We start from the raw sequence: 22,051 nt of genomic DNA on the forward strand, positions 1-22,051 counted from the left end.
TAGCGCGGACTTTGTAGTCCGCGAGTGAGATTGATTGACTCGCGGACTACAAAGTCCGCGCTACATTAAAACAAGTTATACAGCTGCGCCAGCGGCAATACCTCCGCCGGCTCGCACGTCAGATGCACGCCGTCCACCATCACGCGATACGTCTCCGGGTCCACGGAAATATTGGGCAAATAGTCATTCAGCGCCATGTCCTTCTTGCCAATATTCCGGCAGTTCTTCACGGCCACTACCTGCTTGGTCAGGCCATAATCAGCTCGCACTCTTTCAACCGAGGCGGCCGATACGAACACCATCGAACTCTTGCCGATGGCCCCGCCCAGCGCGCCGAACATGGGGCGCGAAAACGAGGGCTGCGGCGTGGGAATGGAGGCGTTGGCGTCGCCCATCTGCGACTGCGCGATGATGCCGCCCTTAATTATCATCTCGGGGCGGGCGCCGAAAAAGGCGGGTTTCCAGAGCACCAAATCGGCCAGCTTGCCGATTTCGACGGAGCCGACTTCGTGCGCGATGCCGTGGGCGCGGGCCGGGTTGATGGTGTACTTGGCCACGTAGCGGCGCACGCGGAAGTTGTCGGCGGCGCTGTTGGCGTCTTCGGGCAGGGGGCCGCGCTGCTGCTTCATTTTGTGGGCCGTTTGCCAGGTGCGGGTGATGACCTCGCCCACCCGGCCCATGGCCTGCGAATCGGAACTGATGATGCTGAGCGCGCCCAGGTCGTGCAGGATGTCTTCGGCGGCGATGGTTTCGCCCCGGATGCGGCTTTCGGCGAAGGCCACGTCTTCGGGAATGTTGCGGTCGAGGTGGTGGCAGACCATGAGCATGTCGAGGTGCTCGTCGATGGTGTTCACCGTAAAGGGCCGCGTAGGGTTGGTGCTGGAGGGGATGACGTTCGGCTCGCCGCAGATTTTGATGATGTCGGGCGCGTGGCCGCCGCCCGCGCCTTCGGTGTGGTAGGAATGGATGGTGCGGCCCTTAAACGCGGCCGTGCTGGTTTCCACGAAGCCGCTCTCGTTCAGCGTATCGGTGTGGATGCAGACCTGCACGTCGTATTCCTCGGCAATGCTCAGGCACATGTCGATGGCCGCCGGGGTGGTGCCCCAGTCCTCGTGCAGCTTGAAGCCCAGCGCCCCGGCCTCGGCCTGCTCGCGCAGGCCCTCGGGCTTGGAGGCGTTGCCCTTGCCCAGAAAGCCGAAGTTGAGCGGGTAGGCCTCGGTGGCTTTCAGCATGGTTTCGAGGTAGAACGCGCCGGGCGTGCAGGTGGTGGCGTTGGTGCCGGCCGCCGGCCCGGTGCCGCCCCCAATCATGGTCGTGACGCCCGAGGCCAGCGCCTCGGGAATCTGCTGGGGGCTGATGAAATGGATGTGGCAGTCGATGCCGCCGGCGGTGAGCAGCTGGCCTTCGCCGGCAATGACTTCGGTGGTGACGCCCACCACCATGCCGGGCGTGACGCCGGGCATGATGTGCGGGTTGCCGGCCTTGCCGATGCCCACGATGCGCCCGCCCTTGATGCCGATGTCGGCCTTGAAAATGCCGGTGTAATCGACTACCAGCGCGTTGGTGATGACCAAATCCAGCGCATTGGCCGGGCCGATGCCGGCGGCCTGGCCCATGCCGTCGCGCAGCACCTTGCCGCCGCCGAACTTGCATTCCTCGCCGTACACGCAGTAGTCGCGTTCAACTTCAATCAGCAGGCCGGTATCGCCGAGGCGCACCCGGTCGCCGGTGGTGGGGCCGTACATGTCGGCATACGCGCGACGGGAGATAGGGAGGGACATATTATTTGGTTAAGGCTCTTTTTCTAGATATAATCTGCCAACCGATGGCGCACGCAACTAAAATCAGTAAGTAATCCAGAATCAAATAACCCGGCTTAAACCAATTATCACAACCATCACATTTACCGCTTGTGTGTTTCAGATAACGAAATGGAAACCCAATCATGGAATAGCCATCCGATACATCGAAAGTGGAAAACAGCGCATTTAACAAGCCAAATGCGACAAGTGACAACAGAATCAATTTGACCGTTTTCATAAGATTCTAATAGCGCTACTTCTTCGAGTAGCTTGCTGCTTCAGCTTTTGCTAAAGATGCATCCCGCACCGTCGAATCATCCAGCTTCCCATCAATGAGCCCATTGCCGCCGTACACGATGCGCTCGCCGGCCAGGGCCACCAGGCGCACGCGCTTGCGCTCGCCGGGCTCGAAGCGCACCGCCGTGCCGGCCGGGATGTTGAGGCGGAAACCGTAGGCGGCGGCGCGGTCGAAGTGCAGCGCCGCGTTGGTTTCGAAGAAGGGATAGTGCGAGCCGACCTGCACGGGCCGGTCGCCCATGTTCACGACGTCCACGTCCACCGTGGCGCGGCTTTCGTTGAGGATGATATCGGCCGGATGCAGCTGGTATTCGCCGGGCTGGGGGTGGCTGGCGTTGGCGGGCGCGGCGCCAGGGGCCGGGGCTTTGCTCAGGCCGGAGCCGTAGAGGGCCAGGGCGGCATCGCCGGTTTCGCGGCAGATGGGGTGGTGCACGGTCACGAGCTTAGTGCCGTCGGGGAAGGTGCCTTCGATTTGGACTTCGTGAAGCATGTCGGCCACGCCGGGCAGCACGTCGGCCAGGCCCAGCAGCTGCTTGCCCTTGTCCATGAGCACGGCCACCCGCTCGCCGTCGCGGATGAACTCCAGCAGCTGCGTGGCGATGAGGGCCAGGGCTTCGGGGTAGTTCAGGAGCAGGCCGCGGGCGTAGCGCTTCTGCGCCACGAAACCGGCCTGGTGGAGAACGAGCTTGTCGAGGTCTTTGGGGGAGAGGTGCATGGGTGCGAGGGTATGAGGGCAGGCGGGTGTGGGGCGGCAACCGGCAGCTTGCTGCCCGGCACTGCTACCAACTGCAGCAGTGCCGGTTCGTGACGCTTTGCCTCTCCAGCCGCACGCGCTTCTCCCCTGGCCCTTCTCCGAAATCAGCGCGGAAGGATAGCAGGAGGCAGGCACTTGCCATGTGGTAGGGAAGCAGACGACCGGCCAACACGATAAACCCAACGGTTGCAATGTAGTACCAGCGCGCCCACATTGCATCAGGAACGGTGAAATTTCCCGTAGCAGGCAGCACCAGGCCGCGCCCACCCTACCCCCTATCTCGCAGCGGCCTGTTTCCGGCAGGCCGCCGCTGGCCTCAATGCAGCTGCAGCTCCCGGGTATTGGCCTGGTAGTCGCCTACGGCCGTTTTCATGGCGGCCTGCATCCCGGCCAGCCGGGCGGGCTGGGTGGTGGCCAGATTGGTGCGCTCGCCGGGGTCGGCGCGCAGGTTGTAGAGCTGCGGCACGGGGCTGAGGCCGGTTTCGATGTTGACTTCGGCGTTGAGCGGCTTGCCGGGGTAAGGCGGAATCAGCAGCCAGTCGCCGGCCCGGAAGGCCAGGCGGCCACTGGCTTCCAGCACCAGACTGGCGCGGCCCTGGCCCGACTGACCCAGAAAGGCAGGCAGCAGGTTCTGGCTGTCGGCGGTGTGCACGGGGCTGCCGGTGAGCGCCGCCAGCGAGGCCAACAAATCGACCTGGCACACCAGCGCATCCGATGCGCCCGGCTTGGTGTGGCCCGGCCAGCTTACGATGAACGGCACGCGCGTCGCGGCTTCGAACAAACTGTATTTGCCGCCCCGAAACGGCCCGCCGGGCGTGTGGGCACCGTTTTTCTCCACGGCCTCGTCGTAATAGCCGTCGTTCAGCACCGGGCCGTTGTCGCTGGAAAAGATGACCAACGTGTTGGCGAGCAAGCCGTCGGCTTTCAGCTTTTTCATGATTTCGCCCACGCACCAGTCGGCTTCCAGCACGGCGTCGCCGCGCGGCCCGAGGCCCGATTTGCCCACAAACTGCGCGGCCGGCGCGCGCGGTACGTGCGGCTCGTGCAGGGCGTAGTACAGGAAAAACGGCTGGGCTTTGTGGGCATCCACAAACGCTTCGGCCTTGCCCAGAAACACTTCAGCCATTTGTTCATCTTTCCACAGCGCCGCCTTGCCGCCCTTCATGTAGCCGATGCGCGGGATGCCGTTGTGCACGCTCTGGTTGTGGCCGTGGTGCCACTTCATCTTGGTCATCAGCTCCGGATTAGAAATGGCGGTGGGCTGGCCGGGGAAATTCTTTTCGTAGCTGACGTAGAGCGGGTCGGAGGCCTGCAGGCCCGCTACGCGGCGGTTCTCCACAAACACCGTGGGCACGCGGTCGGCGGTGGCGGCCATAATGAAGGAGTAGTCGAACCCCAGGTCGTTGGGCGTTTCGCTGATGGGCTGATTCCAGTCGAGGTGGCCGTTGCCGAGGCCCAGGTGCCACTTGCCCACCACGCCGGTGGCGTAGCCCTGGCGGCGCAGCATATCGGCCAGCGTGAAGGAGGCGGTGTCGATGAGCAGCGGCGCATCGCCGGGCAGAATCTCGGCTTTGTTGCGCCAGGGGTACGTGCCCGTCAGCAGGCCGAAACGGCTGGGCGTGCAGGTGGCCGAGGTAGCACAGCCGTTGGTGAAGCGCACGCCGCTGCTGGCCAGCGCGTCAATGTTTGGCGTCGAAATCCTGCCCGGACCGTTGGCGCTCACGTCCCCGTAGCCCAGGTCATCGGCGTAGATGATGAGGATGTTAGGGCGCGGGGCGGCGGTTTTCTCTTTGGCCTTGCGTTGCTGGCAGCTTGCCAGGCCGCCCAGCAGCAGGCAGAAGGTTAGCAGCCCGGCCAGGCGGCGCGATGCGTTCGGGAAAGTGCGTAGGGTCACGGGCAAACTGGTTTTAACAGGATAAAAGCGCTGGACAAGTCAGCCCAGCCTTAGCTGCCGGCACAATTTCATTCTTCTACTGCCCCGCGTGCGTCAGGCCGGAGCAAAAGTAGCCAGCGAGTTAGAGGAGGAGTCCCACCTCGCCCCGCTCCCTCGCTGGTCTCCGGCCGACTTATTTCGGCGGAGAACGAAATGAAACTATACCGACAGCCAAGGCCAGGCTGTTGGATGAGTAGCCCCGGTCCGACGCCGCAGGCGTCCGACCGATTATCGTTGGCTACGTTCTCGTTCTATCATTGACCGGTCAGACGCCTGCCGCGTCAGACCGGGGCAGGCGCTATTGCGTTGGCCTGCTACTTCCCCCGATTGGCAATGGTGCGGAAATCGTCGAAGCTCAGCGGATTGGCTGAAATCTCGCCGTTGAGCTGCTTTTTCAGCGACTTCTGCAGGAAAATCGGGTTGATAAACCACATGGGCGAGTCGGGCTTCATGTTTTCGGGGCACGACTGCTGAAACAGCGGGTACGTGGACAGTGTGACGTTGTATTTCCGATACAGCGCGTCGAACTGCATCAGGTGGTGCGCCAGATTCCAGGGGCGCGAGGCAAACAGGGCGGCCCATTCCTCGGGGCTCACGCCCTGCGAGTTGGCAATGCTGCACCACTCGTAGAGCTTGCTGGCGGGGTCGCGGCCGTATTTTTTAGCGAAGGCCACGCCGGCGGGCGTATCGCCCAGCGCGTCGGTGCGGTGCGCCAGGTAGAGGCGGTGCAGCGAGTATTCGGTCACGATGATGGGCTTGCCGGGCATGATGGCGCGGGCGTATTTCAGCGCGTCCTCGGCCTGCTGGAAGTCCTTGATGTGGAGGTGCAAATCGAAGCCGGCAATACGCTTGTCGTCCTGCGCCCAGTGCAGCAGGGCGTTGTTGGCGGGTATTTCCTGCTGCTTTTTCTCAAACAGCGCGGGCAGCGAGCCCAGGTAAATGGGTGGCATGGCCTGGCCTTTGCGCTGCCGGAAATATGGCTCCACCACTTGCTCCAGCTGCCGCCGGGTGAACTCCACCAGCGGAATCTTGCCGGCGGCGTCGGGCACCATGTCCTCGTCCAGCGTTTCCAGGTTGGGCTCGTTGCCGAGGGCAAACATGGTCACGTAGGGCCCGAGCTGCTGTAGCAGCTCGCGTTCGGCCGCAAACAGCTTGGTTTCCTCAGCCGAGCCGGCCGTGGGCACGCGCATCTTGTGCGAATGAAAGTCCCAGCGAAAGCCCAGCAGCAGCTTGTAGCCCGCCTTGCCGGCTGCTATCAGCCTGGCATTGGCGGGGTCGCCTGCCACGTGCAGGGTGCCGTCGGTGTAGTCGATGATGCGCGGCGTGGCCCGTATCCAGCTGGCTTTGGTCTTTTTCAGGTAGGCCAGGTCCAGGATTTCGGCGTTGTGGTTGAAGTTGTAGCCGATGGTCTGGGCCTGGGCGCCCAGGCCACCCAGGAGCAAAGCAAGTACGGCAGCGGTTTTCTGGAATGGCGACATGAGTGGGTGGATAGGGCCGGTCCGACGCCGCAGGCGTCCGACCGGTTGTCGTGAGGGCTTTTGAACGAGCATTGTTCTGGCGGCAACCGGTCGGACGCCTGCGGCGTCGGACCGGGGATTACTCTTTCGGCGTTATCCTGAAATCGGGCGAAATGCTCAGCGGCACAATGCCCAGGCGGCGGCGGAACGGCGCGGTGCGGTCGTTGCCGAAAAAAGTGGAATACCACTCCCCATTCCTGCCCATGAAAACGGTGCCGTGGCCGCCGTGCGGCACGCCCACCTGCCGCGCCGAATAGGGCCCGTAGATGTTGTCGGCCACGGCGTACATCATGTCGTAGGTGCCTTCGGTGCGGAGCGGGCCATTCCACTCGGCCCCGGCCATGATGTACTTGCCATTCACTTTGAACAGGCAGTTGCCCTCGTAGCCCACGTGCTCATTGTTCACGGTTTTGAGCTTGCGCGGGGCTTCGGCGAAGCCGCTCATGTCGTCCTTCAGGCGGGCAATGTTGCCGTCGCCCCATACCAGGTACACCTGCTTATCGGTGTCTTCAAACAGGAAGCCGTCGATGCCATCGGCCAGCGGGGCGGTTTCGATTTCGCGGTAGGGGCCGGTGGGCTGGCCGGTGGTGCTTTTCAGAATGGTGGTTTTGCCCACGTTCAGGCAGGTCGTAATCCAGTAGTTGCCCTTGAGGTAGGCCACTTCGGGCGCCCAGAGCATCTTTTTGTCGCCGCGCGGGTGGATGGCGTCGCGCATCCAGGCCGAGCCGTCCCTGGCAAACGTCCAGACGAAACCCAGCGGCTCCCAGGAGGCCAGGTCCTTCGAGCGCCACATTTCGATGCCGCCCTCGGGGTAAATCCAGCCGAAATCCTTGGTGCCCACGGCGTAGTAATAGCCGTCGTTGCCCAGCGTCACGGAGGGGTCGCGCATGCGCTCGGAGCCCAGCAGGGAGTGGGCGCGGGCCACGGGGCCCTTTTCCAGAATCACGTTCGGCGCTGGCAGCAGCAGGTGCAGGTCGTTGGTGGTAAGCTCAATAATGGCGGGCTTGTGGTAGATGGCGGCGGCCGGGTCGTTGCCGTAGAACGTGGCGAAAATCCGGTTATCAGCCGCGAAAACGCAAGACTGGCCGCCGTTGGGTATCACCAGGTTTCGGTCGCTGTAGGGGCCGCGCAGGTGCTCGGCGGTCACGTAGTACACGTCGTCGGTGGGTTGGTTCATGCGGCCGGTCACCTCATTGGCGAAGAAGCAGTACTGGCCGTTGAGTTTGGCGATGAAAAAGCCGCGCTTGCCCACGCGGTCCGTCACGGGCGGCTCGCGCTTGAAGGTGAAGGGCACCGTAAACTCATTGCCCTGGTCGGGCGCGGCCACGCGCGGCTTCACCTGGAAGGCGGACTCACGCAGGGCCGTGAGGTCGGCGGTGAGCGGGGCCACCATCCCGGCACCGTAGTAGAGGTAGGTAGTGCCGTCATCGTCGATGAACAGGCCAGGGTCGGTGCCGGTACTCGTGAGCTGGCTCACTTTCTGAAACTTACCCCCGATGCTGGCCGCCGACAGCAGCACAATACCGCCGCCCGGCTTGCCGTACACGAGGTAAAACCGGCCGTTCACGAAGTGAATTTGCGGGGCCACGGCTTCCTCATTCCAGAGCTTGCCGGCCTTCTGCCAGGTCTGACGGTCGCGGGAGGTCCAGAGCTGAATGCCCGCGCCGGGCGTGGTGCCGGTGAGGTAGTAGGTGCCCGCGTGGGGCAGCACGTACACGTCCTGCATCGCGGCATCGAAGAGCGGCCGGACCGGCCGGGCGTCGGCGGCCGGGGCCGTTGCAGCGGCCTCGTCCATCGACGGGTGGTAGTTGCGTTGCTGCGCGCTTACTGCCCCTGTGCCCACCACAAGCCACAGGAACAGCCAGCCGGCCGCTTTTCTTCGGAAGGAAGTCATCAAAGTAGGTATTCGTTGTTGGTTGCTATGGCGTAGGGGCGGGGCCTGCCCCCGCCCGTCGTTGAACGATTCGAGCATGGGCCGTTCAACGATTTGGGCGGGGACAGGCCCCGCCCCTACACTTTAATCCAGCCTAATAACCAGGGTTTTGCACCGCCGCTTTGTTAGCGTCGATTTCCGACTGCGGAATGGGGAACACCTGGTGGTGCGCGTCGGCGATAGCGACGCCGCGCGCCTGGGCCATCGAAATGAATTTGCCGTGGCGGATGAGGTCTTCGCGGCGCTTGCCTTCGGAAATGAACTCCCAGCCCCGCTCGCGCAGAATAGCGTCGCGGAAGGCGCTGGCCGAGGCAATGTCGGCGCCCGCCAGGTTGGGCAGGCCGGCGCGGGTGCGCACCTGGTTGATGCGGCTCTGGGCTTCGGGCGTGGGGCCGCTGAGCTCGTTGAGGGCCTCGGCGCGGGTGAGCAGCATGTCGGCGTAGCGCAGCATGGGGTAGTCGCAGTTGCCGTTGTTGGCCAGCGTGCCGTTGTCCCAGTACTTGAAGCTGCGGGCGTTGTCCACCGTCGTCATCAGGTTCACGGTGGTGTTCGAGGTGTTGATGTAGCTCGTGACTACCAGCTGCTTGCGGATGTCGGCGGCGTCCAGCGTGTTCACAAAAGCCGTGCGCAGGCGGTACTGCGTGGCGAAGTTGGCCATGGCCGTCGTCCACACAAAGCCCGGCACCTGGGGCGTCGATTTGAAGGCCGGCGGCAGCGCGCCGTCCATAAACCAGTTGCCGTAGCCCACCTGGTTCAGGCACGGCGACACGAGTATCATCTCCTTATTCGCGGAGTTCACCTGAAACTCGTTTTCAGCCCGAAACAGGCCTGTGAACGAGGGAAAGAGGCTATAATAGTTCAGGTCAATGACGGCCTTGCTGGCGTCGGCGGCCTTCTGCCACTGCTTGGTATTGAGGTAAAATTTGGCCAGCGTGGCCAGCGCGGCGCCCTTGGTAGCGCGGCCAAAGGCCACTTCGGCACCGGGCGCGGGCAGGTCGGGCAGGGCCTGCGTCAGCTCGGTTTCGATGAAGGTTTTCATCTCGTCGTCCGTTGCGCGGGCCAGGTTGTTGGGCGTAGTGCTGGAGGTGCGCAGCGGCACGGGCCCATACCAGTTGTAGAGCAGCGCGTAGCAATAGGCCCGCAGAAACCGCGCCTCCGCAACGAAGCGGCTTTTGGTGGCATCGGCGGCGCTCACGCCGGCCACGTTATCGAGCACAATGTTGGCGTCGCGGATGCAGGCGTAGTACGGACCCCAGGTATCGGACGTGAAGCTGCCCTGCCCGGCGTCCCAGGTAAAATTGATGAACTGGCTGAGAAACAGGTTTTCAGCCCCGCCGGAGTTGAAGGCCACGTCGGTAGTCACCTCCGATTCGTTGACGACCTGGCGGTACTGCTGCTGGTTCTGGAAGTTGCCATACGACGAGTACAGCACGGCCTGCAGGCCGGCCTGCGAGGTGAGGACGTTGGACGGGGCGAATTCGCCGGCCGGCGTCACCGTAATCAGGTCTTTGCAGCCGCCCAGGGCCAGCACGGCCGCCAGGCTAAGGCCGATTTTAGTGGGAATTTTCATCGGGAAATCAGCTTAGAATTGGGCGGTGAGGCCGGCCAGGAAGGTCCGGGTGAGGGGGTAAGACGCGTAGTCGATTTTGACGAGGTCGTTGCCGATGGCATTCACGGCCGGGTCGGTGCCCGAGTATTTGGTGAGAGTAAACAGGTTCTGACCGGTCACGAACACGCCCAGCGACTTGATGGCCTTGCCCGTGGGCAGCGGCACGGCATAAGACAAGCGCACCGACTGCAGGCGCAGGTAATCAGCCTTTTCCACGGTGGTCGAGTTCACGGTGCGCGAGCCCTGCGATACTGGGTTCACGAACGAGGGGTAGTCGTTGGTTGGGTTCTGGGGCGTCCAGCGGTTCAGCAGCGGCTCGGCCAGGCGGTTGCGGCGGAAGCTGTAGGGAAAGTAGGTGTCCACCGCGTTGTTGTTCAGGATGCTGCCGCCCCGCGCGCCCTCGATGAAAGCATCCAGGCTCAGACCCTTGTACTTGAAGGTATTGGTGATGCCGTAGGTGAAATCGGGCAGCGACTTGCCCAGTATCACGCGGTCGGCGTCGGTGATTTGGCCATCGCCGTTCTGGTCCTTGTATTTGGTGTCGCCGGGCTTCACGCCGGCGGGCGCTTTGGTCAGGTCGTCGGTCATTTGCCACACGCCCAGAATCTGGTAGCCGTAGAAATTGCCCAGCGACTCGCCCGGCGTGATGATGCTGGCGTTGGTGATGTTGCCCACCGTGCCGGCGTAAATCGGCGGCCCGCCGCCCAGCGTGATGATGCGGCTGTTGAGCGTGGTCAGGTTGGCGTTGATGTTCCAAGAAAAGTCAGTCTGCCGCACCACGCCCGTGTTCACCGAAAACTCGAAGCCCGAGCTGCGCACGCTGCCGATGTTGCGGGTTTGCACTGTGAAGCCGGTGCTCAGCGGCTGCGGCACGCCCAGCAGCAGGTCGGCGGTGGTGCGGTTGTAGTAGTCCACGGTGCCCTGCACGCGGCCATCGAACAGCGCGAAGTCTATGCCGGCATCAAACTGCCGGGCCGATTCCCACTTCAAATCGGGGTTGGGGCTGCGGCTGGGCTGAATGGACGGCACGCGCACGCCGCCCTGCACAATGTCGATGCCGTTGTTGAAGGTGGTCAGGAACAGAAAGTTGCCGATGTTCTGGTTGCCGGTGGCGCCGTAGCTGGCGCGCAGCTTCAACTCGGTCAGCCAGTTGTAGTCTTTCAAAAAATTCTCCTCCTTGATTTTCCAGGCCAGCGCCGCCGACGGGAAGTAGCCGGTCTGGTTATTCGGCCCGAAGCGCGACGAAGCATCGGCCCGCAACGACACCGTGGCCAGGTACTTATCGGCAAACGCGTAGTTCACGCGGCCCAGCACCGAGCCCAGCCGGGTTTCGGCCCGGCCGCTGCCCACCGTGTTGAGGGTGCTGATGCCCGAGCCCAGGGCGTTGTAGGTGAGGTCGGGCAGGGTGAAGCCCCGCGCGCTGGCCGAGAAGCTGTTTGAGCCAAAGTGCTCATACGTCGTGCCCACCACCGCGCTGATGCTGTGCTTGCCAAACTCCTTATTGAAATTCAGCGTGAACTCGCCCATGTAGTAGTTGCGGTTGCCCGACAGGATGGTGCCCAGGCCGTTAATCTGCGAGCCGGCCAGCGTGGTGGGGTCGAGCCATTCGTTGCGCTGGCTGGTGTTGATGTCGCCGCCCACCCGCACTTTGGCCGACAGCGAGGGCATGAGGAAATACTCGCCGTACACCGTGCCGAACGTGCGATACGAGTCGCTGATAGCATATTGCCCGTTGATGAGCGACACCGGGTTGTCGATGGTCATGGCCGTGGAGCGGAAGTAGCTGCCATCGGGGTTGTAAATGGGCACGCTGGGGTCGTAGCTGATGGCCGAGTACAGCGCGCTGGCGTTTTCGTTGATGCCCAGGCCCACCGAGTTCAGCTTATCCTTGATGTAGGACGTGGCCAGGTTCAGGCCGAAGGCGTACTTCTGGGCCACGCGGTTTTCCACGTTCAGGCGGGCTGAGTAGCGGCGGTTACTCGAATTTTGCAGCACGCCCTGCTGGTCGAAATAGCCCAGCGAGGCGAAGTATTTGGTGTTGCCGCCCCCGCCCGAGAAGGACAGGTCGTGCGTCTGGGTAGGCGCTTTCTGGTACAGCTCCTGCTGCCAGTCGGTGTTCACGTAGTTGTCGGGCACGCGCTGGGTGGCGTCGGCCGCGCCGGCATCCTGCAGCGCGTTCAGCACGTCGTGGTACTGCTGGCCGGTCAGCATTTTGGGGCTGTGCGCCACGTACTGGCGGCCGTATTGAGCGCTGTAGTTCAGGCTCATGGTGCCGCTGGTGCCGCGCTTGGTGGTGATGAGCACCACGCCGTTGGAGCCGCGCGAGCCGTAAATAGCCGTGGCCGAGGCGTCTTTCAGAATCTCAATCGACTCAATGTCCGCCGGGTTCAGGCTGTTGAGCGGGTTGCGCGGGTTGGTGGGCGTGAAGCCGGCCCCGTTGCCGCCGATGGGCGCGTCGTTGTTCACCGGCATGCCGTCGATGACGTACAGCGGGTCGTTGCCGGCCGTGATGGAGCTCGTGCCCCGGATTTTTACGCTCATGGCGCTGCCCGGCTCGCCGCTTTTCTGGTATACCTGCACACCCGCCACACGGCCCTGAATGGCCTGCTGCACGTTCACGATGGCACCCGGCGTCAGCTCCTTCTGCTTCAGCGAGCCCACCGAGCCGGTCAGGTCGCTCTTCTTCACCGTGCCGTAGCCCACCACCACCACATCGTCGAGCGACTGGCTGTTTTCGCTGAGTTCCACGTTGATAATCCGTTGGCTGCCAACAGTCACTTCCTTGTTCGTAAAGCCAATCGAGCTAAACACCAGCACGCTGGAAGTGCCCGGCACGCTCAAACTGAAGCTGCCGTCCGGGTTGCTGGCCGCGCCGATATTGGTGCCCTTCACCAGCACCGTCACCGACGGAATGGCTTCGCCCTTATCGGAAACAATGCGGCCCGAAACCGGAATATTCTGCCCGAAGCTGACGCCGATGCCCAGCACCAGGGCCAGCAGAACCAGCAGCGCCGTGCGGGCGCGGGCGGGTTGAAAAAGTAAGGGTTTGTTCATGGGAATTTTTTGGTGGTGAGAAAGTTGAGTTGTTATGGGGATGAAGCCGGTCCGACGCCGGAGGCGTCCGACCGGTTGTCGTTGTTGTGCCCTCGTGCTGGCGGAAACCGGTCGGACGCCTCCGGCGTCGGACCGGTGGAAATACGGCCTGTTACTGCTTCGCCGGCTTCGGAAAAGCCTTGTAGTCAGTAGCCAGCGCTTGCCAACGCTGCTGCATGGCGGCCACCCGCGCCCGTTCCTGGGCGGCGAGGTTCTTAGTTTCGGAGCGGTTGTTTTTGAGGTCGTACAGTTCCCAGGGCGCATCGGCCGTCAGGCGCACGATTTTCCAATCCTGCTCGCGCAGGGCCGCCGCGCCGAAATGCTCCCAGAACAGCTCGGAGTGAATGCGCTGAGCTGGCGGCGTGGCTTTGGTGAGCAGTGGCAGAATGCTCTTGCCGGGCGTGGGCGTGATGCTGCGGCCCGCAAACGTGGTGGGGTACTTCCCTTGCGCCACGTCAAGGAAGGTGCTCATCAGGTCGATGACGTGCACGGGCTCGCGCACCACGCGGTCGGGTTGGGCCACGCCCTGCGGCCAGTGCACGATAAACGGTGTGGCAATGCCGCCCTCGTGCTGCTTGGCCTTGTAGTAGCGGTAGGGCGTGTTGATGCAATGCGCCCACACTTCGCCAATGCCGGCGTGCACCAGCTCGCCACCCGGCAGTACCTCTTTGTTTTTCGGAAAAGCCACCAGCCGGCCGTCGCGGGTGCTGCCGGCCCGGTCGAAGCCCGGCCCGAACTCCGTCGGGTCTTCGGGGCTGGCGCCGTTGTCCGACAAGAACATGATGATGGTGTTGTCCAACTGGTTTGTGCGCTTCAGCTCGGCAACCAGATGGCCGATATTCTGGTCCATTCGGTCGACCATCGCAGCGTGCACGGCCATGGCGTGGGCATCCCAGTCGCGGTGCGGGTTGCTGGCCCAGTCCTTCTCCGGAAACATAAATTCCGGCAGCGGCGTGGTGGCCTTGTCAATCAGCTTCAGGTCGAGCAGGCGTTGGTAGCGCTGCTGGCGCAAGGCCTGCCAGCCGTCTTTGTACACGTTTTCATACTTCCGGATGTCCTCCGGTAGTGCCTGAATGGGCCAGTGCGGGGCCGTGTACGCCACGTACATAAAAAACGGCTTTGCCGATTTGCCAAACTGCCGCACAAACGACACCGCCGAGTCGCCGATGGCATTGGTGTAGTAAAAGTCCTTTGGTACCGATTTCACCGGCTGGCTGCCGTGCACCAGACTAAACGGGTCGAAGTAATCGACCACGCCCCAGATGGTGCCATAGAATTTCTCGAAGCCACGCGCAGCAGGCGTATCATCCGGCTGGGCAAAGTCGCCATAGTCAGCCTGATGCGCCAGCCATTTCAGCTGCTCTGCTTTGTCTTTGCGGGGCACGGTTTCGGAGATGTGCCACTTGCCCACCATGCCCGTCTGGTAGCCCGAAGCCTTCAGGGCTTCTGCAATCGTTACCGTATTTGGCCCCAAAGAGCCCAGGTAGCCCGGCTCGCCCTCATCAAAAGTCATTTTGCCGATGCCGGCCTGGTGCGGATACAGCCCCGTCAGCATGGAAGCACGGGTGGGGCAGCAGCGCCCGGCATTGTAGCAGGCTGTGAAGCGCAGGCCGCCGTGCGCCAGCTTGTCGAGATTGGGCGTCTTGATTTCGCCACCGTAGCAGCCGAGGTCCGAATAGCCGAGGTCGTCGGCCATTATCAGGATGATGTTGGGCTTTTTAGGTCTCTTATCGGGGGCAAAGGTGAGCGCACTTGTGCTCAATATAGCGACAAGCCCAACGAGGGCCGCCACCACCGAATACGCCCGGCGGCTGGATAATTTCATTCGCATGGTTGGGTGGGATTGGTTCTGCAATTTTAGAGAACCCCCCACCCGGCAAGCAGCATTTTTGCATGCAATACCAAGACAAATATCCAATTATGCCGGCTTGCGGCCAGTGCTGCGCGTTAATCTTGAATCAGGTTTATTTGTCCTGAACGCTAACGCTACTTTCACGGTGCAATGAAGCACTCTCTCCGCACCTATCTACTGACAATTAGCTGTTTCCTGCTAATTGTCAGCCTGGCAAATTCCCAGCAGGCTTACTTCAACCGCATAACTTCGGAAGAAGGACTATCGCACAATACTGTTTTCAGCATTGCGCAGGACTACAAGGGGTTTATGTGGTTCGGCACACGCGACGGCCTGAGTCGCTACGATAGTCAGGTTATCCGGAATTACGACTTCGACCTTCGCAGCCCCGATGTCGAGGCCAACCGCATCAACTGCGTGTATGCCGTAGGGCACGAGCTGTGGGTTGGAACGGCCGTCGGGTTGTTTCAGTACGACTTCAACGAGGATGCCTTTAGGCGGATAAATCTGGGGCAGCTCCGGGTGAACGTGCAGACCATCAGACGAAGCCTGGCGGGCGAGCTCTGGGTGGGCAGCGAGGACGGTATTCATGTTCTTAACCGCCAGGTCCGGGTGCGCCACATCCTGCCCAGGCAATCCATCCACGCCATTTGCGAGTTCCGGCGCGGCGCTTTTCTGGTTTTGCAGGGAGGCAAGGCTTTTGTCGTCAACACCGAAGGCGAAACGCTGGTGACGCCTGCCATTGAGGCAACGAGCAGCGAGGAGTCGTCGTCGTTTCGCAACTACACGCTCTACAAAGACCAGGCGGGCCAGACCTGGCTGGGCACCAACGGCACACTGCTGCGGCTGGATGAGGCCACCATGACTTTCCGGTCCGTGGAGTGGTTTCGGCGCCTGTTTCCGACGCCGATGCGGGTTATCCGCACCATCAGCGAGGACCAGGCGGGCAATTTGTGGCTGGGCAGCGAGGCGGGCGCAGTGGTAATCAATAAGGAGCGCACCGGCGTGCAGCGCTACGACCAGTCGTTTTCCGACGCTCCGCACCAGCTCACCGACCGGTCCATCTACTCCAGCTACGTGAGTGCCGACGGCACGGTGTGGCTAAGCTCGTACTTCGGCGGCGTCAACTACACCAAGCCGGCCGGCGTTTCGTTCAGCCACTTGTTTGCGGCTGGCAACGGGCATAGCATTATGGGCAAGGCCGTTAGCCAGCTGCAGGAAGACCAGCAGCACCGGCTCTGGATTGGCACCGAAGACGGTGGGGTGAGTGTGCGCGAGCCCACCGGTGGGCAGTTTACCTCTTTCAACCGGCGCACCGGCCTGAGCGACGACAACGTGCATTCGTTGCTGCCCGAATCGAACAGCCGGGTGTGGGTGGGCACGTTTCTGGGCGGCCTCAACCGGCTGAATCCCCGCACGGGCGCCGTGCAGGTGTACACGCACAGCGAGGGCGATTCCACGTCGCTGTCGAACAACAGCGTGTACGCCATTTTCCGCGACCACCGGCGGGTGCTGTGGGTGGGCACCCAGCGCGGCCTCAACGTTCTGGACGAGCAAACCCAGCGGTTCCGGCTGTTCCAACCCGCCGAGCTGGGCACGAAATTCATCTACGCCGTGTGGGAAGATTCTGATAATCAGCTGTGGATAGCGACGCGGTTTGCCGGCATCTACCGCTACGATGCGGGCCGGCAGCAGCTGTTTCATTACGATGCCAGCAATACGCCCAGCCTGCGTAGCAACCAGGTAATCAGCATCTACGAAGACAGTCGGGGCAAGGTATGGTTCGGCACGCTCGACGGTGGTGTGTGCTGCTGGGACAAGCCCCGGCAAGCCTTCCAGCGCACCGCCATCAACCAGCACCTGCCCAGCCAAACGGTGTACGGCACCCTGCTCGATGACCGGGGCACGTACTGGTTTTCAACCAACCGCGGCCTCCTGTCCTTCGCCCCCGCGCACAATGTCTACCGGGCCTACGACAAAGGCAGTGGCCTGCAAACCACGCAGTTCAACTTCAAATCGGCCTTTAAAGACGCGCAGGGCACGCTGTATTTCGGCAGCGTGGACGGGCTGTGCTATTTCACGCCCGCCACCATTGCGCGGCAGGTAGTCGACCCGCCGGTGTATTTCACCGACCTCCAGCTGTTCGACAAAACCGTGAAAGTGGGCCCCAAATCGGTGCTGCCCCGAAACCTGGACAGCACGCCGGAAATCACGCTGGCGTATTCGCAAAACGTTGTTACGCTGCATTTTGTCGCCATCAATTACTTCTCGCGGGGCACCAATTACTATACGTATTACCTGGAAGGATTCGAAGACGGCTGGAGCCCGAAAACCACCGTCAACTCGCGCACTTACACCAATTTATCGCCGGGCAGCTACACATTTCACGTTCGGGCCTACCGGCCCAACGGGGAGCTGTCGGCGCACGAGCGCAGGCTGACGCTGGTGGTGCGGCCGCCGTTCTGGCGGAGCGGCTATGCCTACGGGCTCTACCTGCTGCTGGGCATTGCTGCGCTGCTGCTCTACCGCCGCTTTATCACCTTCCTGAACGAGCAGAAAACCGCTGTGCGCGTGGAGCGCGTGGAGCGCGAAAAGAGCGAGGAGCTGAACCAGCAGAAGCTGAATTTCTTCACTTTTCTGTCGAATGAGTTCAACACGCCCATCACCCTGATTATGGCCGAAGTAGATGAGCTGGTGCGCTCCAACCAAGCCTGGCGCACCGATGCGGCCACCAACTACGGCGTCATCAAAAAAAATGCGAAGCGCCTGCAAATCCTTATCAATCAGATTACGCAGCTGCGCAAAACCCAGCGCGAGCCGCAAAAGCTCGAGCTGACCGATGCCGACATCGTGGCCTTCATCAAGGACACGGTGCAGGCCTTCGACCCGCTGCTGCAGGCCCGGCGGCTGGAGAAAAAGCTGCGCTTTTCGCAGCCCTACCTCTCGGCGACGTTCGATGCGGGCAAGCTGGAAATGATACTCGGCAACCTCGTGTTTTTTCTGGCCCACGAGCTGCCCGAGGATGGCGAGCTGGCTGTGGCCGTGGCCATTGCCAGCGTGACGCAGCAGCCGGTGAGCCAGCTCACGCTTCGCTTTGCGCTGCCCGCACAGCCCACGCTGCTGCCGCAGCTGCAGCACAGCTACCGGGTAGCCGAAAACCCCGACGAGCTGTTTCTGCAGGACCAGGCCTCCAGCATTGGCTTGCACCTGACGTTCAACCTGCTGAAGCTCCTGGGCGGCACGGCCGAGTTCGACGCCCCCCCCGAAGCATCGGCCCTGGCCATCACGCTGCCCATTCGCAAAAGCCTGCTTGGCCGGGCTGCGCAAGCCAAGCAGGCCCCTTCCCTTTCCGCGCAGCTGGTACGAGCAAGCGACGACTCGTTGCCCCAGGCCGCGGCTCCGCTGCCGGCCGAAGCCGGCCCGGCCGCCGCCCGCCCCACCCTGCTCATCATCGACCAAAGCCAGGATTTGATGCAGTTTCTCAAGCGGCATTTCCAGGCCGAGTACCGCATTGTGGTGGCCAACACGTTTGCCGAGGCGCTGAAAAAGGCCGAAACCAGCCTACCGGAAATCGTGCTCTGCGACAGCGCCATCGTAGATAAAAACAACCGCTCGCTGTGCAGCGCCCTGAAGGCCAATCCGCTGACGCAGGCCATTCCGGTGCTGCTGCTGCTGGGCGACAAGGACGATAAAACCATCCTCAGCGGCCTCAACAGCGGGGCCGACGGCTACCTGAGCAAGCCGTTCAACCTGCCCGAGCTGGACCTGCTCATTGCCAATCACCTGCGGGCCATTGCGCGGCTCAAGAACAAGCTGGTGGATGGGCTCACCGATTCGCGCCTGACCACGCTGCCCACCCGCAACAAGGAGCAGGAATTCGTGTTGAAATTCGCCGCGCTGGTCAGCCAGGAATTCAGGAATAAGGACGTGGACGTGGACCGGCTGGCCCAGCAGATGAGCTGCAGCCGCTCGCAGCTGCACACCAAGCTCAAGGCCCTCACCGGCTTCAGCACCAAGGAATACCTCAACGACTACCGCCTCACGGTGGCCCGCCAGCTGCTGGAAAATGGGCTGAGCGTGAGCGAGGCGGCCTTCGAAACGGGATTCAACGACCCCAATTATTTCGGCCGGGCCTTCAAGAAAAAGTATGGCGTGACGCCAAGCAAGGCAGGGTAGCACTCGTCCGGCAGCCGGCTTGCCGAAACTTTTCCGACAACATCCCCTTTTTTACGCCATGCGCAATACATTTCTGCTGATACTGGCCCTCGCCCTTGGCTTCAGGGCAGCACAGGCGGGCAAGCCACCCCAACGCCCGATTGTAATTCTGTTTGTAGGCAACAGCTTTTTTCACGGTGCCCGGCCGCCGGTGCTCAACTACAACGCGGCCAGCATTACCGACGAAAACTTTCCGCCTCAGCACCCGGGCCAGCGCACCCGGCAATATGCGGGCGAGCCAGGCCCTTGGGGCGGCATTCCCGGCATTTTCAAGAAGATGACCGACGAAGCCGGGCTCAACTACGAAGTGCATCTGGAAGCCCTTAGCGGCCAGTCGTTTCAGTTTCACTACGACAGTCTGCTGGCCGTCATCAAACAGCCGAAATGGGATGCGGTGGTGATGCATGACTACAGCACCGGGCCACTGCCTGCCCGCCACGGGGGCCAGCCGGCGCGCTTCTACACCTACGGCACCAGGCTGGAGCAGGCCATTCACGAAGCCAGTCCCAGGGCCCGCCTCTACCTGTATGAAACCTGGGCCAACGCCCAGCTTACCTACACCCCCGGTGCTACCTACGCCGGCCGGCCCCTCGATTCAATGACCCACGACCTGCACGCTGCCTACTATGGGCTGTATCGGCAAAACGGTCATTTTGCGGGGGTAGCCCCGGCCGGCGATGCCTGGCTGCGCGCCATTCGGGCCGGCGTAGCCATGCCCAACCCCTACGCCCCCGAAACCGGCAAGCTCAACCTGTGGGCTCCCGATGGCCGCCACCCCAGCTTCTACGGGGCGTACCTCAACGCCTGCGTGCTCTTTGCCGAACTCACCGGCCACGACCCCCGGAAGCTGGGTGCGGGCGAACAGGCCGCCGCCGCCCTGGGCCTCACGCCGGGGCAGGCCGCCAGCCTGCAGCGCATTGCCTACGAGCAGGTGCGGACGGCTAAACAGCCGCACCCACAGCCCGGGAATTAAGCCCTGGATTGCCTACAAATCCTGCACGCAACGGAAGCCAACGTGCATGAGGGCCGTTTCGGGGCTGCTGCCCGAGCGGCCCGACACGCGGTAGCCGTGGCACCAGCCCGGCTCGCAGAGGTAGGAGCCGCCGCGCTGCGCCCGCTCGGTTTCGGGCGTGGGCACGGCGGCCTTGCCGGCCAGCACGTCGGCGTAGGGCTGCTTCACGTTTTCGCACCACTCCCAGAGGTTGCCGGCCATGTCCTGCAGGCCGGCCGGCGACTGGCCGAAGGTGCCCACCGGCGCGGCACGATGGTAGCCATCGGTCACGTTGTCGTGGTCGGGGAAGGTGCCGTTCCAGGTATTGGCCAATGGCTTGCCATTGGCCGTCAGCGCATTGCCAAACGGGTAGCGCGTGCGGCTGTTGGTCCCGTTGCGGGCGGCGTGCTCCCATTCCAGCTCGGTGGGCAGGCGCTTGCCGGCCCATTTGGCGTAGGCCCGCGCATCGTTCCACGACACTTGTGCCACGGGCATATTATCGGCCGCTTTGCCGGCGGCGGGGCCGTAGGGGAATTGCCAGGTGGCCCCCTTCATGAGCCCCCAGGCCTTGGTCGAATCGTTGAACACGCCGCCATCACCAAACTTTTCGGCCTGGGTCTGAAAATGCGTGGCCTGCACAAATTGCCGAAACTGCCCTACCGTCACCTCGTGCCGGTCCATCAGAAACGGTTTCAGCCGCACCCAAAACGTGGGTTTTTCCTGGTCCATGCCTTCCTCGGAGCCAATCTGGGTATAGCCGCCAGGAACGTACACCATGCCGGGCGGCAGCGTGGCGGGTGGCACCTGGGCAATGGGCGCTCCTTCAGGGGGCGGCGCTGTGCGCAATACCGTGGTGGTGGGCGAGTACGCAAACGAGGCAACTGCGGGCGGCGTGGCCGCCTGCGGCTGCTCCGGCGGGCTTTGCTTTGAATGGCAGGCCGCGCCAAGCAGCACCAATCCACTTAGAAACAAGGACGTGTATTGCATGAGCAGGAATCAGGATGCGCTGCCAGAGCCAGTATCCGCAGATACTTGATTGAAACAAGGTCCGGGCTGTTTTTCGGTTCCGAGGGACAAGTTACGCCACCCAGCCCCGCGTGCCATCGGCCATTGGCTGCACTTTCTGTGCCGCCGACTCATTTCAAGGCATCCCCCTGATTAAATATTCCCATAAATCATCCACCCGCCGTACCCGATGCACAGCAGCGACGACAAGGTGACGGTACCAAATTTCAACGTCCGGCTGATTTTCATGCGCTTCGTGAACGGCACGCTGCACAGCCCCGCCACGATGAACATGCCCAGAATAGAGCCCGCGCCGAATACCGCGAAATACCCCACGCTCAGCCACGGGTCGCGGATTTCGCTCATCACCAGCAGCACCAGCGCGCCGCTGCCGGCCAGGCCGTGGAGCAGGCCCACGGCGTAGGCAGCGCGGGAAGGCGAGGCACCGGGCCGCACCCTGGCGGGCGGCCGGCGCTGCTCCAGCAGCCGGCTAATGCCCATGACGATGAGCATGAGGCCCACCGCTGCTTCGAAATAGCCGGAGGTGAGGAACGTGACGCGGCCCAGCAGGATGATGGCGCCCACGACGACCAGCGTGGTGGTGTGGCCCAGGCCCCAGTAGATGCCGTCGCGCAAGGCTTCGGCGAGGGTATCGCGGCGCGAAATGAGGTTGCCCACGGCCAGCAGGTGGTCGGGTTCGAAAGCATGACCCATTCCGGCCACGGAAGCAAACAAAATGGGCAACAGGCCTTGCATTTAGAAGGGTATTTGAGGGGAAATAGTTATTGGAAACGTTTGGGGCACCCATATTACAGGGCAGGTCGGATTTTTTCGAAAAAGTAACCCAAACTTCTTGGATTAGCTGCTGAATCTGGAAAAGGCGCCCGTAACTTGGAATCCGGTGCTGTATGGCAAGGGGCATTCAAACGCTATGCGGCGTATTGGCACCCGGTTTTGACATCGTACAAACCATATACACAACCTGCTAATCATCAATAATTTACTAGTCAATAACGCGAAATGGAAATAGTAAAGCTGCTGCTACAGCCA

13 protein-coding genes are annotated in these 22,051 nt (G+C 62.3%); 2 read left to right on the top strand and 11 right to left on the bottom strand.

Going from position 1 to position 22,051, the window contains the following annotated elements:
* Positions 1-65 precede the first annotated feature (65 nt).
* From ureC to ACYVHT_RS06935, 9 genes are all read right to left on the bottom strand, one after another.
* A complete protein-coding gene (ureC, locus tag ACYVHT_RS06895) occupies positions 66-1,781 on the bottom strand; it encodes an urease subunit alpha (protein WP_460549351.1) in 1,716 nt (571 codons plus the stop codon).
* A 1-nt stretch (position 1,782) separates the two neighbouring features.
* The gene (locus tag ACYVHT_RS06900; RefSeq protein ID WP_460549353.1) at positions 1,783-2,040 is read right to left on the bottom strand and encodes a hypothetical protein; all 258 of its coding nucleotides are present in this window, start codon (positions 2,038-2,040) and stop codon (positions 1,783-1,785) included.
* 15 nt (positions 2,041-2,055) lie between these two features.
* Positions 2,056-2,814, bottom strand: coding sequence for an urease subunit gamma/beta (locus ACYVHT_RS06905; protein WP_460549355.1), 759 nt, complete (start codon positions 2,812-2,814; stop codon positions 2,056-2,058).
* A 355-nt stretch (positions 2,815-3,169) separates the two neighbouring features.
* Positions 3,170-4,747 carry a sulfatase family protein gene (locus ACYVHT_RS06910; protein ID WP_460549357.1) on the bottom strand — a complete coding sequence of 526 codons (1,578 nt, stop codon included), beginning with the start codon at positions 4,745-4,747 and terminating at the stop codon, positions 3,170-3,172.
* Positions 4,748-5,100: 353 nt separating this feature from the next.
* On the bottom strand, positions 5,101-6,264 hold the full coding sequence (locus ACYVHT_RS06915; RefSeq protein ID WP_460549359.1) for a hypothetical protein: 1,164 nt from the start codon (positions 6,262-6,264) through the stop codon (positions 5,101-5,103).
* A 118-nt stretch (positions 6,265-6,382) separates the two neighbouring features.
* Positions 6,383-8,197, bottom strand: a complete 1,815-nt coding sequence (locus ACYVHT_RS06920; RefSeq protein WP_460549361.1) for a glycoside hydrolase family protein — start codon at positions 8,195-8,197, stop codon at positions 6,383-6,385.
* A 133-nt stretch (positions 8,198-8,330) separates the two neighbouring features.
* On the bottom strand, positions 8,331-9,806 hold the full coding sequence (locus tag ACYVHT_RS06925) for a RagB/SusD family nutrient uptake outer membrane protein (protein ID WP_460549363.1): 1,476 nt from the start codon (positions 9,804-9,806) through the stop codon (positions 8,331-8,333).
* A gap of 12 nt (positions 9,807-9,818) precedes the next feature.
* A complete protein-coding gene (locus tag ACYVHT_RS06930) occupies positions 9,819-12,899 on the bottom strand; it encodes a SusC/RagA family TonB-linked outer membrane protein (RefSeq protein WP_460549366.1) in 3,081 nt (1,026 codons plus the stop codon).
* Between the two features lie 151 nt (positions 12,900-13,050).
* Complete coding sequence (locus tag ACYVHT_RS06935; protein WP_460549368.1) at positions 13,051-14,763, bottom strand: arylsulfatase; 1,713 nt, start codon at positions 14,761-14,763, stop codon at positions 13,051-13,053.
* A 177-nt stretch (positions 14,764-14,940) separates the two neighbouring features.
* On the opposite strand from ACYVHT_RS06935, the gene ACYVHT_RS06940 reads away from it, so the two are divergent.
* Complete coding sequence (locus ACYVHT_RS06940; protein ID WP_460549370.1) at positions 14,941-18,966, top strand: two-component regulator propeller domain-containing protein; 4,026 nt, start codon at positions 14,941-14,943, stop codon at positions 18,964-18,966.
* A 58-nt stretch (positions 18,967-19,024) separates the two neighbouring features.
* Complete coding sequence (locus ACYVHT_RS06945) at positions 19,025-19,978, top strand: DUF4886 domain-containing protein (RefSeq protein ID WP_460549372.1); 954 nt, start codon at positions 19,025-19,027, stop codon at positions 19,976-19,978.
* Between the two features lie 12 nt (positions 19,979-19,990).
* Here ACYVHT_RS06945 and ACYVHT_RS06950 read toward each other — a convergent pair whose 3' ends face one another.
* Together ACYVHT_RS06950 and ACYVHT_RS06955 are read right to left on the bottom strand one after the other, a co-directional pair.
* A complete protein-coding gene (locus tag ACYVHT_RS06950; RefSeq protein ID WP_460549374.1) occupies positions 19,991-20,983 on the bottom strand; it encodes a formylglycine-generating enzyme family protein in 993 nt (330 codons plus the stop codon).
* Between the two features lie 171 nt (positions 20,984-21,154).
* Positions 21,155-21,757: an urease accessory protein gene (locus ACYVHT_RS06955; protein ID WP_460549376.1), complete on the bottom strand. Its 603-nt coding sequence runs from the start codon at positions 21,755-21,757 to the stop codon at positions 21,155-21,157.
* Between the last annotated feature and the right edge of the window lie 294 nt (positions 21,758-22,051).

Source organism: Hymenobacter daeguensis (assembly GCF_054780555.1).

Bases quoted from the DNA above. Each gene is read 5' to 3' on its own strand.
- ACYVHT_RS06955 (WP_460549376.1), bottom strand. From the start codon at position 21,757: ATGCAAGGCCTGTTGCCCATTTTGTTTGCTTCCGTGGCCGGAATGGGT.
- ACYVHT_RS06930 (WP_460549366.1), bottom strand. From the start codon at position 12,899: ATGAACAAACCCTTACTTTTTCAACCCGCCCGCGCCCGCACGGCGCTG.
- ACYVHT_RS06945 (WP_460549372.1), top strand. From the start codon at position 19,025: ATGCGCAATACATTTCTGCTGATACTGGCCCTCGCCCTTGGCTTCAGG.
- ACYVHT_RS06950 (WP_460549374.1), bottom strand. From the start codon at position 20,983: ATGCAATACACGTCCTTGTTTCTAAGTGGATTGGTGCTGCTTGGCGCG.
- ureC (WP_460549351.1), bottom strand. From the start codon at position 1,781: ATGTCCCTCCCTATCTCCCGTCGCGCGTATGCCGACATGTACGGCCCC.
- ACYVHT_RS06905 (WP_460549355.1), bottom strand. From the start codon at position 2,814: ATGCACCTCTCCCCCAAAGACCTCGACAAGCTCGTTCTCCACCAGGCC.
- ACYVHT_RS06915 (WP_460549359.1), bottom strand. From the start codon at position 6,264: ATGTCGCCATTCCAGAAAACCGCTGCCGTACTTGCTTTGCTCCTGGGT.
- ACYVHT_RS06935 (WP_460549368.1), bottom strand. From the start codon at position 14,763: ATGAAATTATCCAGCCGCCGGGCGTATTCGGTGGTGGCGGCCCTCGTT.
- ACYVHT_RS06925 (WP_460549363.1), bottom strand. From the start codon at position 9,806: ATGAAAATTCCCACTAAAATCGGCCTTAGCCTGGCGGCCGTGCTGGCC.
- ACYVHT_RS06920 (WP_460549361.1), bottom strand. From the start codon at position 8,197: ATGACTTCCTTCCGAAGAAAAGCGGCCGGCTGGCTGTTCCTGTGGCTT.
- ACYVHT_RS06940 (WP_460549370.1), top strand. From the start codon at position 14,941: ATGAAGCACTCTCTCCGCACCTATCTACTGACAATTAGCTGTTTCCTG.
- ACYVHT_RS06900 (WP_460549353.1), bottom strand. From the start codon at position 2,040: ATGAAAACGGTCAAATTGATTCTGTTGTCACTTGTCGCATTTGGCTTG.